At 72.9% G+C, this 13,144-nt stretch carries 8 protein-coding genes; 1 reads left to right on the top strand and 7 read right to left on the bottom strand.

The window, feature by feature from the left end:
• Window positions 1–4 precede the first annotated feature (4 nt).
• Entirely contained in the window at window positions 5–514 is a 510-nt protein-coding gene (locus tag AB0J72_RS51925; protein WP_363414330.1) for an ArsI/CadI family heavy metal resistance metalloenzyme, read from the bottom strand.
• A 337-nt stretch (window positions 515–851) separates the two neighbouring features.
• Here AB0J72_RS51925 and AB0J72_RS51920 point away from each other — a divergent pair, with 337 nt between their 5' ends.
• The gene (locus AB0J72_RS51920; RefSeq protein ID WP_363414327.1) at window positions 852–2,123 is read left to right on the top strand and encodes an MFS transporter; all 1,272 of its coding nucleotides are present in this window, start codon (window positions 852–854) and stop codon (window positions 2,121–2,123) included.
• A 32-nt stretch (window positions 2,124–2,155) separates the two neighbouring features.
• Here AB0J72_RS51920 and AB0J72_RS51915 read toward each other — a convergent pair whose 3' ends face one another.
• The 6 genes from AB0J72_RS51915 to AB0J72_RS51890 form a co-directional block, all read right to left on the bottom strand.
• Window positions 2,156–3,583, bottom strand: a complete 1,428-nt coding sequence (locus tag AB0J72_RS51915; RefSeq protein ID WP_363414324.1) for a hypothetical protein — start codon at window positions 3,581–3,583, stop codon at window positions 2,156–2,158.
• Window positions 3,580–4,077 (bottom strand): SigE family RNA polymerase sigma factor, encoded by a 498-nt coding sequence (locus tag AB0J72_RS51910; RefSeq protein ID WP_363414321.1) that lies wholly within the window; start codon window positions 4,075–4,077, stop codon window positions 3,580–3,582. Before AB0J72_RS51910 ends, AB0J72_RS51915 begins: the two co-directional genes overlap by 4 nt.
• Window positions 4,078–4,259: 182 nt before the next feature.
• Window positions 4,260–5,246, bottom strand: coding sequence for a nitroreductase (locus tag AB0J72_RS51905; protein WP_363414319.1), 987 nt, complete (start codon window positions 5,244–5,246; stop codon window positions 4,260–4,262).
• Window positions 5,243–7,645, bottom strand: coding sequence for a phosphoketolase family protein (locus tag AB0J72_RS51900; protein ID WP_363414316.1), 2,403 nt, complete (start codon window positions 7,643–7,645; stop codon window positions 5,243–5,245). Before AB0J72_RS51900 ends, AB0J72_RS51905 begins: the two co-directional genes overlap by 4 nt.
• Window positions 7,646–7,770: 125 nt before the next feature.
• Entirely contained in the window at window positions 7,771–8,754 is a 984-nt protein-coding gene (locus tag AB0J72_RS51895) for a nitroreductase family protein (protein WP_363414314.1), read from the bottom strand.
• Window positions 8,755–8,866: 112 nt separating this feature from the next.
• On the bottom strand, window positions 8,867–13,144 hold a 4,278-nt coding region (locus AB0J72_RS51890), incomplete at its 5' end, for a LamG domain-containing protein (protein ID WP_363414311.1).

Genomic DNA, 13,144 nt, shown 5'->3' with positions numbered 1-13,144 from the left:
CCCGCTACGCCGGTCCGGCAGGCGCCACGACGGGCGACGGCACGACCGGCGACGGCACGGCGGGCGAGGGCACGGCGGCGGGCGCGCTGTCGGACGGCTGGGTGCCGGTGCAGCAGGTCTCCACGACGATGGGTTTGTCCCCCACGTCGGAGTCTCCCTTGACCACGTACACCTCCCATGGCTCGTCGCCCGGGCCCCGCACCCAGACCTTGTCCTGCAGCGCGTAGCAGCACTCGGTGTCGCCCTCGGTCAGGGTGATGAGTCCCGCCCCGGTCAGCCGGCCGGTCGCGGCGTCGACGGCCTCGGTGGTCTCGACCTCGACGCCGAGGTGATCCAGTGCGGTCGGCCGGCCGGGTTCGCCTTCCAGCAGGACGAGCTTCAGCGGGGGTTCCGCGATCGCGAAGTTCGCATAGCCGGGGCGGCGCTTGGCCGGTTCGGTGCCGAACAGCTCCGAGTAGAACGCCACTGACGCTTCCAGGTCCGGGACCCGGAGCGCGAGCTGGACACGGGACATCGCACACCTCCACACGGTTGGCTCAGGCCTTCCTCCAAGCAGCATGCCCCACCGCGCCGGCGGGATGGCGGCCGCCACACCAGCCGGTCCTGCGCCTCGCCGCGTTCGAATCGCGTTGCGCGCCGGGGCGTCGATGGTTACGGTCGGCCAACCGAGTGCCCCAGGAGTTGAGATGCCCGGTCGTTCGAGCACGCGTTGACGTTTGGGCCGTGAGCGGCCCCGGTCATCGCGTGCTGCCTTCGAAAGCGCGGCACAGCGAGCACCCCCGCCTGAACCCGTTCACGCTTCTGCGGAACGGGTGGCGGGCCGTTGTTCTCGGCAACCCGAGGGGTCTTCCGTGCCGTCCACGTCTTCCGCTGTGCCCGACTCCGCGCTCTGGCGCGACGCCGACTTCCGCAGGCTCTGGGTGGGGCAGAGCGCCTCGCAGCTCGGCGAGCACGCGAGCCTGGTGGTCCTGCCGCTGATCGCGGTGCTGACGCTGCATCTCGACGTCGGCGGGCTCGGTGCGCTCCGGGCCGTCGGGCAGGCGCCGTTGCTGCTGCTGTCGTTGTTCATCGGCGCCTGGGTGGACCGGTGGCGTGCCCGGAACGTCATGATGCTGGCGGACCTCGGCCGGGCGTCGGTGCTGGCCGGGGTCGCCGCGGCCGCCCTCGCCGGCGGCCTCGACCTGCCGGTCCTGCTGGTCGCGGGCTTCGCGCTGGGGACGATGTCGGTGTTCTTCGACGTGGCGTACCAGGCGTTGCTCGTACGGATGCTGCGGCGCGACCAGTTGCTGCGCGGCAACAGCGCGCTCGAGGGCAGCCGGTCCGCGGCGCAGGTCGGTGGTCCGGCGCTCGGTGGGGCGTTGGTGTCGCTGCCGTCGGCGTCGATCGCGGCGGTGGCCAACGGGCTGTTGTTCGTGCTGTCGTTCGGGTCGGTCTCGCGGATCCGGCACCGCGAGCCGGCCCCGAAGCGCGCCGGCCGGGCCCCGCACGTGTGGCGGGAGGTCAGGGAGGGCGTCCGCTTCGTCGCCGGTGAGGCGTCGCTGCGGGCGGTGTGCCTGGCCTCCGGTGCGTTCCAGTTCTCGTTCGCGGCCGTGATGACCGCGTATCTGGTCTACCTCACCGAAGACCTGCGCCTGCCGGGCGGCGCGGTCGGGCTGGTGCTCGCGGCGACCGGACCGGGGGCGCTCGCCGGGGCGCTGCTCGCCGCCCGCCTGCCCGGCAGGTTCGGCCACGGCGTGGTGCTGGTGTCCGCGGCGACGATCGGCAACGGCGTGCTGCTGCTCGTGCCGGCGGTGCAGGGCGCCCCCGCGGTGACGGTGCCGGCGCTCGTTGCGATCAACCTCGTGGTCGGAGCCTTCGGGCAGCTGGTCAACGTCACCGTCATGGCCATCCGGCAGGCCCTGACCCCGGACAGGATGCAGGGCCGCGCCGCCGCGACCATCACGTTCGCCGGCATGGGCCTGACCCCGCTGGGCTCGCTGCTCGGCGGCTTCCTCGCGGGCGAGCTGGGGCTGCGCACCGCGATCGTCGTGGCGGGCGCCGGCATGATGCTGTCACCCTTGGTGATGGTCCTGTCCCCGCTCGTACGTCTCGGACGGGAGCTACCCGTGCCGGAGGACCGCTGAGCCGCGGCCGGCAACGGTCCGAGACGCCGCCGCTACGGCCGGGCCGTGCGGCGGCGGCGACGACGGACCAGCCGGATGACGAGGGCGGCGATCAGCAGCACCGGTGACAGCACGCAGAACGCGAGCACGCCTGCCTGCGCGATTACCGACCAGCGGGCGGGCAGCGCCGCCGGCGCTGGCACCGGGCCACCGAACCGCCCGTCGCGGAGCAGGTCCTGCGCGATGTCGATGGAGCTGACGTCGCCCGGCGGGTCCAGCACGACGCTCACGGTGCCGTCTGGTCGCAGCGCCAGCACGCGGACGTGCCGGGTCTCTGACCAGCCCGTATCGTCCGATTCCAGCAGGACTTCGTCTTCGAGTTCGTATTGCACGACGACGAGGGTGTCGCCGTGCCAGCCGAGCGCTCGCACCGCCGGACCGGTCACCGTCGGCAGCGCCGGCCCTTCGCGGTCCGCGCCGGTGGCGGCGTCCACGTAGGAGACGCGCCATCGCCGGGCGGCGAGCCGATCGTGGTCGCACTCCTTGGTGTTCGTGCAGCCGTCGATGGTCAGCAGTGCCACGGCCGAACTGTCCGGTGTGTAGGCGCCCGCGCCGGCCAGCCGCCGGTCGCCGAGGTCGCGGGTCCACAGCCGCCGGCCGGCGGCGTCGTAACCGCGCAACTCGGTGCCGCCCGCGGAGGGCCTCGTCGCGACGAACCCGTGGCCGTCCGGCGCGAACGCCGCCACCCATGCCGAGGCGACGGGGTCGCGCGGGAACACGTCGTCGACCGGGACCAGCGCGCCGCTGGCCAGGTCGACCAGGATGTACTGTGCCCGTGGGCGGTCGGTTGCTGGGTCATAGTCGTTGTTGTCGCCGTGCAGCACCAGGACGGCGCCGCTGTCCGGCCGCCACGCCGCGACCTCGAAGCAGCAGGCCGGCGGCCCGTCGCCGTAGCCGCGGCTGCGGCCGGTGCGCAGGTCGGTGACCACCAGCCACCCGGGCGGACCGCCGGTCAGCATGCTCTGCGCGACGAGGTTGCCGTCCGGAGACAGCCGCACGTCCTGCCCGGCACGCAGCATGTCGTCCGGATAGCGCAGCATGCGGTAGGCGCCGTTACGCCCGACAACGGCGAGCTTGCCACCCTCCTCCTCGAAGGGGTAGGGGTCGCTGGACAGCCCCCAGCTGTAGCCGCCGAACAGGACCGTGGCCGGGCCGGGCGGCGCCATGCCGACCGTCGCCTGGAAGAAGTACGGCAGCTCGATGCCGGCGGGGACGGCCGGGTCGCCCCCGGACGGCTGGGGTTCCAGGTGTACGCCGGGCAGGACGGCCACGGCCGCGCACAGCAGCGCCACGACGACGGCCGCGACGACCCGGCTCCGGCGCCGCTGCCGGCGGCCGCGCCGCCACGGGTCCTCGGGCAGCCGGGCGGGCGGCATCCGCTCCCCCAGCTCACGCAGCGTGTCACGCAACGGCACGGTCATGACATCACCTCGGCCAGTTCGGGCGCTTTGACACGGAGGGCGGCGAGGGCGTCGCGGGTCTGGCTCTTCACGGTCGAGACCGAGCAGCGCAGCACGTCGGCGGTCGCGGCCTCGGTCAGGTCCTCGAAGTACCGCAGGACCAGCACGGCCCGCTGCCGGGGCGCCAGCTTCGCCAGCGCGGCCTGGACCGCGAGCGCGGTCGTGACGGCGTCGGCCCGGTCCGGCACCGCGCGGTCCGGCAGCTGATCGCTCACGTGCACCTGCCGCCAGCGCCGCCGCCACAGCGACACGTGCTGGCTGACCATCACCCGCCGCACGTACGGGTCCGGGTCCCCGCCGGCCACCACCCGCTCCCAGTGCCGGGCGACCCGGACCAGCGTCACCTGCACGAGGTCCTCGGCGGCGTGCCGGTCACCGCACAGCAGAAACGCCATGCGGGACAACGCCGCCAACCGGCCCGCCACGTACGCACGGAACGACTCCTCAGCCTCCACGACACCTCCCTACCGGGACACACGCCCGCAGTCCCGCGCGCGGACGGGTGCGTGGGGGGATGCATCGTAACCACGACACCGCCGCCGCGGCAGAAGTGCCGGTCCGCTCCGCTATGTCATCGAAAAATCCTGGCCGTCCGCTGAGACGGACGGCCAGGATGCTGAGACGGGCGGCGGTGCTGTCAGTCGACGATCTCGACGACCTGCTCGACGGGCAGGCGCGGCGTGTGGGCCGGGCCGGCGTGGTCGGGGTCCGTGGTGCCGAGGCGCAGGACCAGGTACGGGTAGCCGACCTCGCCCAGCATGCGCCGCAGCGCCTGGCGGGTGAAGTCGAGCTCGACGGGGCTGCTCAGCGGCAGGACCGCGGCGCCGTGCTCGGTCGCGGCGAGCCAGATCTCGCTGAGGGCCTCGCCGGCGCGGAGCCAGTCGGAGGGTTCGTCGCCGTCGCCGTACAGAACGGCGTAGGCGGCGGCCTCGTCGTGGCCGGAGCCGGCCGGGAGGTTGCCGCTGACGCCGAAGTCGCGTTCGGCGACCGTGGTGAGCGGCAGCTCGGCGGGGATCACGGTGTCGGGCAGGCCGGTGCCCGACGGGCGGTCGCCGCCGACCCACTCGGCCGTCTCGGCACGCATCCGTTCGTCGTGCCGCTCCGCGTCGCCGGCGTGCTCGATGACGACGGCGAGCTGGAGGACCTGGTCGCGGGTGAGCAGGTGCAGGCGGGCGCCCTCCTGCCCGGCCGCGGCGACGAGCGCCTCGCGCACGGCCGCGGACACCGGCTCGTCGCTGACCACCCGCCGGTCGGTGCGCCGGACCTGCAGCAGCTGCAGGCGCCGCATCGCGCCTGGGTCGGCGGGTCCGGCCTGCGCGGCGTGCACGACCGCGAGCGGCGTCGCGGCGTCGGCAGCGGTGGACCCGTCGTCGGCGGATCGCGAGACGTCGTACGTCCAGCCGGAGGCGTCCAGGGCGACCCGCGCGTGGTGCAGCGCCGCGCCGCAGCTGACCAGCAGGAGGCGCCCCGCCGGGTCCTGCTCGTGCAGCTGGCGGCCGGGCACGGCGAACAGCGACAGGGACGAGCCCTGCACGACCCACCGCCACGGCTGGGTGTTGTGCACGGAGGGCGCCAGCCGGGCGGTGTCCGCCGCCCGGGCCAGCGTTTCGGTCGCCGTGCTCATCCCTGTGCCGCCCAGTCGCCGAGGGTCCAGTCGCGGACCTCGGGCATGTCCTCGAGGTGCTCCACGACGTAGGTCTCGTGCTCGGCGAGCTTCTGCTCGCACCACGCCTTCAGCTCGGCGGCGCCGCGCGGCAGCCGCTTCGCGTTGTTGATGGCGTCGATGACGAGGTGGTAGCGGGAGGCGCGGTTGCGGACGGTCATGTCGAACGGGGTCGTGGTGGTGCCCTCCTCGATGAAGCCGCGCACCCGGAACCGGTCGGCGTCGGGGCGGCCGTGGACGAGCTGGTGGATGGCGCCCGGGTAGCCGTGGAAGGCGAAGACGACGTCGACGTGGTCGGTGAACAGCTCGGTGAACCGGGTCGTGCTCATCCCGTGCGGGTGGTCCTTCGGGCGGGGCAGCGTCATGAGGTCCACGACGTTGACGACCCGGACCTTGAGCTTCGGCAGCCGCTCCCGGAGGATCTGTGCGGCGGCGACGGTCTCCATCGTGACGACGTCGCCCGCGCAGGCCAGCACGATGTCGGGGTCGCTGGAGCCGTCGTCGGTGCCGGCCCAGTCCCAGATCCCCGCGCCCGCCGCGCAGTGCTCGATGGCCTGGTCCATGCTCAGCCACTGCAGCTGCGGCTGCTTGTCGATGACGATGAGGTTGATGTACGAGCGGGAGCGCAGGCAGTGGTCCGCGACGGACAGCAGCGTGTTGGCGTCCGGCGGCAGGTACACGCGGGCCACGTCGCCGCGCTGGGTGAGCACGACCTGGATGAGCCCGGGGCCCTGGTGCGAGAAGCCGTTGTGGTCGTTGCGCCACGCGGTCGAGGTGAGCAGCACGTTCAGCGACGGCACCTTCGCCCGCCAGTCGAGCCGCTTCGCCTCCTGCAGCCACTTGCCGTGCTGCACCGTCTGCGACGCGGAGACCATCGCGAACGCCTCGTACGTGGCGAACATGCCGTGCCGTCCCGTGAGGGTGTAACCCTCCAGCCAGCCGTGGCAGTTGTGCTCGGAGAGCACCTCCATGACCCGCCCGTCGCGGCCGATGGCGACGTCGGCGGGGGTGACCCGCTCCATGAAGGCGCGGTCGGAGACCTCGAAGACGGCGCCGAGCCGGTTGCTGTTGGTCTCGTCGGGGCAGAAGAGGCGGAAGCGGTCGGGGTTGCCGCTGTACACGTCGCGCAGCATCTCGCCGAGGCGCCGGGTCGACTCCGCGCGGGAGTCGCCGGGCTCGTCGACGTCGACGGCGTACTTGCGGAAGTCGGGGATGTCGAGGTCGCGGGTGAGCAGGCCGCCGTTGGCGTGCGGGCTGGCGCTCATCCGCAGGTCACCGCTGGGGGCGAGGCCGGACACGAGGGCGACGGGTGCTCCGGCGTCGTCGAAGAGCTCCTCCGGCCGGTACGAACGCAGCCAGCGCTCCAGGATCGCCAGGTGCTCCGGGTTGTCCTTGACGCCCGACAGCGGCACCTGGTGGGACCGCCACGTGCCGGTGACCTTGATGCCGTCGACCTCCTCGGGCCCGGTCCAGCCCTTCGGCGACCGGAGGATGATCATCGGCCAGCGGGGCCGGGTGCCGTCCCAGTCGGTGCTGCGGGCGGCGGTCTGGATGGCGTGGATCTTGCCCCACGCCTCGGCGAGGGTGGCGGCGAATCGGTGGTGCATGCCGGGCAGGTCCGAGCCGCTGACCTCGAGGACCTCGTAGCCGTGGCCCTCCAGCAGCGAGCGCACCTCGGCGGGGTTCTTGCGGCCGAGCACCGTCGGGCCGGCGATCTTCGCGTCGTTGAGGTGCAGGATCGGCAGGACGGCGCCGTCGCGGGCCGGGTTGATGAACGAGACGCCCTTCCACGACCCTTCGAGGGGGCCGGTCTCGGCCTCGCCGTCGCCGACGACCGCGACGGTCAGCAGGTCGGGGTTGTCCATGACGGAGCCGAACGCGTGGACGAGGACGTAGCCGAGCTCGCCGCCCTCGTGGATGGAGCCGGGCGTGGTGACGGAGACGTGGCTGGGGATGCCGCCGGGGCTGGAGAACTGCCGGAACAGCCGCAGCAGGCCCTCCTCGTCCTGCGACACCGCCGGGTAGACCTCGCTGTAGGTGCCCTCCAGGTAGCCGGCGGCGACGAGCGCGGGGCCGCCGTGGCCGGGGCCGGCGAGGTAGATCGCCTGCTGGCCGGTGAGCCGGATGAGCCGCGACACGTGCGCGTAGATCAGCGACAGGCCGGGGCTGGTGCCCCAGTGACCGAGCAGGCGGGGTTTGATGTCCTCGGGAGCTAGGGGGCGGCGCAGCAGCGGGTTGCCCTGCAGGTAGATCTGGCCGATGGTGAGGTAGTTGTTCGCTCGCCACCACGCGTCCAGCTGGGCGATCTCGTCGTCAGTGGGCCGGCCGAGGGCAGTGGTGCGGTCCGCGACAGTGGTCACCGGACGTCCTTTCTCCGATATGCGTGTTCAGGTTTGCGGGTTGCAATGTCAACAATCCATCCCGGGCATATGAGGCCGAGGCTACGCGAGCCGTCGCCGCCGTGCAGGCGGGACGCGCCAGAAGATCACGGTTGGCCGGGCAGGCCGATGGTGTCGGTGCCCGAGCGGCGGATGGACGGCGGGGCCGGGTCCAGGTCGTCGACGGGCACGCCGACCCGCATCGCGATCGCCGGGTGGCCCACGCCGCCGAGCAGCCGCCGCAGCGCCACCCGGACCGCCGGCACCTCGACGACCTCGCTGATCGGCGAGGCGGCCAGCCCGCGGGCGGTGAGGGTGAGCCAGACGTCGGAGAGCGCCTCGCCGGCGGCGACCCAGTCGGAGGGCTCCTCCTCCTCGACGGTGAGGATGACGTACGCGGTGCCGCGGTCCGACCCGGTGCCTGGTTCGAGCGCCGCCGGGCGTGCCACGTTGAAGTCCCGGGGCGCGATGGTGCGGTGGGTGTCCGGGACGGTGCTGCGGGGCGAGACGCCGTCACGTTCGTCCCGGGCGCGGGTCGTCCAGGCGAGCAGGTCCTCACGGATCCGCGCGTCGCCGTGCTCCACCTCCCCCGCGTGCGCGACCGCGGAGGCGAAGGCCGTCACCTGGTCGTCGCGCACCACGTGCAGGTGGGTGCCGTGCCGCTCGGCCGCGGCCCGCAGCTCGTCGAGCACGGCGTCGCCGGGGCGGGTGTCGCTGAACGGCCGGCGGTCCGTGCGGCGCTGGTAGATCGCCCGGTAGAGGAAGGCGTCCGCGGTGCACTGCCGCCCCTGGCGGATCCTGGCGACCAGGTCCGGCCGGTCCGGGTCCGGCAGCCGGACGATGCCGGCGTCGTAGCCGGCGGCGAGCAGCGCCACGGTCGCGTGGTGCAGCGCGGTGCCGCAGCTGAGCAGCAGAAGCCTGCCGTCGGGGTCGATGCCGTCCAGGCGGCGGGACCGGTCGGCCCACAGCTCGGCGTGGTTGCCGGCGAGCCGCCACCGCCACGGCTGCGTGTTCAGGATCGACGGGGCGCGCAGCGCCGCGATCGAGGCCTCGGCGACCTGGTCGATCTCGGCTCGCAGGTGCGGTGTCATGGCGGCCTCCCGTTCAATGGGCTCACATCGACTCTCGCCCACGCCCGGGTTCCGTGGCAGGGCCGGTGGTCCCGTCCCGGCGGGACCCCCGACCCTCACGGCCGTCAGCCGGTCATTGCACGAGCCTGAGGCTGGTGCTGGGGTAGCCCCAGGTCGGCGCGTCCCACACCTGCTGCAGCCCGAGGTTCCACTGACCGCCGTAGATCCGGTGCTCGCGCAGCACCCCGCCGGTGAGGTCGGTGAAGACGGCGATGTCGGTGGTGCCGTCGCCGTTGTAGTCGCCCGTGGTCAGCCGGGAGTTGGCGATGGGACGGTTCCAGGTGGGTGCCTGGATCGGGTGGATCGGCGCGCCCAGGCTGCTGCCCTGCCACACCCAGACGCCGAGCTGGCCGTTGCCGTAGTCCAGGAACCCGGCGATGTCGCTGCCGGCGCTGTACCCGAAGTGGCCGGCGACGATGCGCAGGCTGGTGATCGGGTAGCCCCAGGTCGGCGCGTCCCACACCTGCTGGAACCCGAGGTTCCACTGCTGGCCGTAGACGGCGTGGACGCGCAGCTGGCCGCTGCCGCCGTCGGTGAAGACGGCGATGTCGGTGTACCCGTCGGCGTTGTAGTCGCCGACGGCGAACCGGGAGCTGGTGATCGGCCGGTTCCAGGTGGGTGCCTGGATCGGGTGGATCGGCGCGCCCAGGCTGTCGCCCTGCCACACCCACACGCCGAGCTGGCCGTTGCCGTAGTCCAGGAACCCGGCGATGTCGCTGCCGGCGCTGTACCCGAAGTGCCCGGCACCGATCCGCAGGCTGGTGATCGGGTAGCCCCAGGTCGGCGCGTCCCACACCTGCTGGAACCCGAGGTTCCACTGCTGGCCGTAGATGACGTGCATGCGCAGGTGGCCGTTGTTGACCTCGGTGAACAGGGCGACGTCGCTGTAGCCGTCGGCGTTGTAGTCGCCCACGGCGAACCGCGAGTTGGCGATCGGCCGGTTCCACGTCGGGGCGTGGATCGGGTGGAACGGCGAGCCCAGGTTGTTGCCCTGCCACACCCACACGCCGAGCTGGCCGTTGCCGTAGTCCAGGAACCCGACGATGTCGCTGCCGGGGCTGTAACCGAGGTGCCCGGCGACGAACCGCATGCTGGTGATCGGGTAGCCCCAGGTCGGCGCGGTCCACACCTGCTGCATCGCCGTCTGGCCGCCGTACTGGACGAACAGCCGCAGGCCGCCGTTGCCCATGTCGTTGAAGACGGCGAGGTCCTCCTTGCCGTCGGCGTCGAAGTCGGCCTTCACCGACGGGGTGCCGGCGGGATCGTCGTCGATCTGGCTGTACGTCGCGGCGGTGGGGCTCGACGTGGTGCCGGCCGGGTGCACGGCACCGGTGAACGCCGCCACCTCGTCGATGTCGCCGGCGAAGAACTCGGCGGCGGTGCCGGCCTGCTGGGTGCGGCCGACGTTGAACGTGCCGCCCGCGTTCCAGGTCGCCGGGACGGGCGCCTCGCGCTGGAGCAGCCCGTCGACGAACAGGCGGATCCGGCCGGCCTGGGCGTCGTACACGGCCTCCAGGTAGGTCCAGCTGTTGACCACCGGGGCGGCGAGCGAGGTCACCTTGACCACGGTCGGTGCGTCGGCGTCGGTACCGGTCACCGCGTACGACCAGCGGTTGACTGCCTGGTCGTACCGGACTGTGAAGGCCGCGCCCCGGCTGCCCTGCTGGGACAGCACGGCCCGCGACACGCTGGTGTCGGTGATCCGGACCCACGCGCTGACGGTGTACGACTGGTCCGTACGCACGACCGGCCCGGTCGTCGCGGCGCCGGACACGCCGTCGAAGCACAGGCCGCCGCCGAGCTCGTAGCCGTCGCACCAGGTCGTGCCCGGCGCGTCGGTGATGGTCAGCGGTCGCAGGTAGCCGGAGTCGTCGGTGACCTGCCGGGGCACGTCCTCGTCGTAGTCGGCCATGCTCCAGGCGCCCGAGCGGACGGGGGTGACCAGCGGGTTCAGGTCGACCCGCGGGTCGATCACCCGGTCCCAGACCCGGACCTCGGCGACGTCGCCCAGGAACCGGCCGGTGCGGGAGCCGTTCTCCTTGCCCTGGCCGATGAGCAGGGCACCGGTGGCGTTCCAGTTCGACGCCCGGGCCATGGAGGCGGCGAGGGTGCCGTTGACGTACAGGTTCGCGGTCTTCGTGCCCGCGTCCCACGAGACCGCCAGGTGGGTCCACTGGTTGAGCACGGGTGCGGCGCTCGACGGGGCTCGCGTGACGGTCGTGTTCGCCGCGTCCGCGCCGTACATGGTGAGCGTCCAGCGGTTGACCGGGGTGGGGGCGTAGGTGACCGCGAACCCGCAGGCGGCGGTGCCTTCCTGGCACAGGACGGTGCGGGTGGTGTCGAGGCCGCCGGTCGGGCGGACCCAGGCGGCGGCGCCGAAGCTGCGGGACGTGTCGAGCACCGGGCCGGCGGTGGCGGCGAGGTCGTCGACGCCGTCGAAGCGCACCGCCCGGTCCGTGCCGGTGGTCGCGTGGGTGCCCGGGACGCGGCCGTCGGTCCAGGCGGGACCGTTGGACAGGGTGGCGTTCGGCCCGCCGGCCGGCGTGGTGGCCAGGGCGGTGCCGGCGCCCTCGTCCATCCGCCACACGGCGGTGGGCGCGGACGGGCTGTCGACGAGGAACCGGTAGTCCTTCGGCGGCGAGGCGTTGCCGGCGGCGTCGCGGGAGCGGACGGTCAGCACGTGCTCGCCGACGTGGGTCGGGGTGACCCAGACGGTGGCCGGGCCGCCGGTGCCGGTGGCGTTGACGTAGGTCTTGGCGCCGCCGTCGAGCTGGTACTCGTAGTCGACGATGTCGGTCTCGCCGTTGGCGCCGAAGGTGAACCGGCCGCTGCGGCCGACGGACCCGCGCATGGTGTCGTTGGGCGGCGACTCCAGGTACAGGCCGTCGGCGGTGGTCGCGGTCGGCACGACGCCCGGCGGTGTGGTGTCGAGCGAGAACTCGCACCACGGCGACCAGCCGGACGTGCCGCCGAGGCCGTCGGCGGCCTGCACCTGCCAGCGCATCATCTGGCCGGTCGGCGTGCCGGCCGGGACCTGCACCTCGGCGAGTGTTCCGGACGGGACGCCGGTGTCGCCCTTGGGCCAGCCGGCGACGGCGGTCCAGGCGGTGCCGTTCCACTGCTGGAGCGCGAACGACGCGGACAGCTGCCCGCTGTTGTTGCCGTCGGGGTCGGAGATGTTGGCCTTGAGCCACGGTGTGGTGGAGCGCAGGACCGGCCGGGTCGCGCCGGTGACGCAGGGCTGCCCGGCGGCGGTGTAGTCGGTGTGCGTCGACAGCGCCGCGGCGGCCGGCGTGTCGGGCAGGGTGTTGTACTCGATGGACATGGCGGTGGAGGCCTGGTCGAACTTCTTCCACCGGTTGCCGGTGCTCTCGTCGGTGCCGTCGCTGTCGCGGGCGGACAGGCCGAGGGTGTAGCTGCCGCGGCCCTGGCCGAAGTTGATGATGTCGTTGACGAGGGTCTGGTTGGAGAACTCCATGTACATGTTCGGTTGTGGGTCGTTGGTGCAGCCGGCGCCGGTCGACGGTTTGTGGGCGTTGCCGGACTTGGTCTCGACGAACAGGTTGAGGGCGGGCCCGGACCAGGTCTGCTTGCCGCTCGTGGTGAGGTCGCCGGTGCGGTACAGGCTGACCGGGGTGGCGGTGCAGGACCAGGAGTGGGTCATGGTGGTGATGAACTTGGCGCCGCGGATCTGTTTGCCGGGCAGCCAGGTCAGGTCGAACGCGAAGAACGACCGGTAGGTGCCGGACCCGTCGGTGTTGACGCCGACGCGGACGATGCCGTCGTCGCGGTTGGCGTTGGTGGAGTTGGTGTACCCCCAGCGGGCGCGGCCGACGCCGGTCCACGGGTCGATCACCACCGGATACGTGACGCTCGGGTCGGCGAGCATCGCGGCGTCCGGGACGATGACGAGCGACCCGCCCTCCACCGTGGTGGGCAGGTCGGCCTTGCGGGCGTTGTCGGGCACGTGCCGCAGCGCCGACTGCTTGCCAGCGGTGAGGGACCGCTGCGCACTGGGTACGCCGGCGGAGTCCCACATGAGCGCCTGCCCGGCGGACGCGGTGACCTTCCCGGCGCTGTCACGGGCCTCGTAGCCGCCGCCCGGCCTGTTCCGCAGCGACCACCCGGTGCTGCTCAGCCCGAACTTCAGCTTGGCCAGGGCCGGGTTCGCCGCGGCCTGCCGGGACTTGACGATCAGCGAGTACCCGAAGCCCTCCACTGTGGACTGCACCTGCAGGTCGACGTCCGGCAGGACCGACTCGTAGACGGCGGTGTCGCCCTCGATGCGGGGCGCGGGCAGCTTCGACGGCCAGGTCAGCTTGAGCGCACCGCCGGCACCGTTGAGGGTGAC

The sequence above is a fragment of the Dactylosporangium sp. NPDC049742 genome, from assembly GCF_040674675.1.
Lineage (GTDB): Bacteria > Actinomycetota > Actinomycetes > Mycobacteriales > Micromonosporaceae > Dactylosporangium > Dactylosporangium maewongense.
The sequence above is the reverse complement of the archived record's forward strand: the minus strand, read 5'-3'. Positions and strand labels throughout refer to the sequence as shown.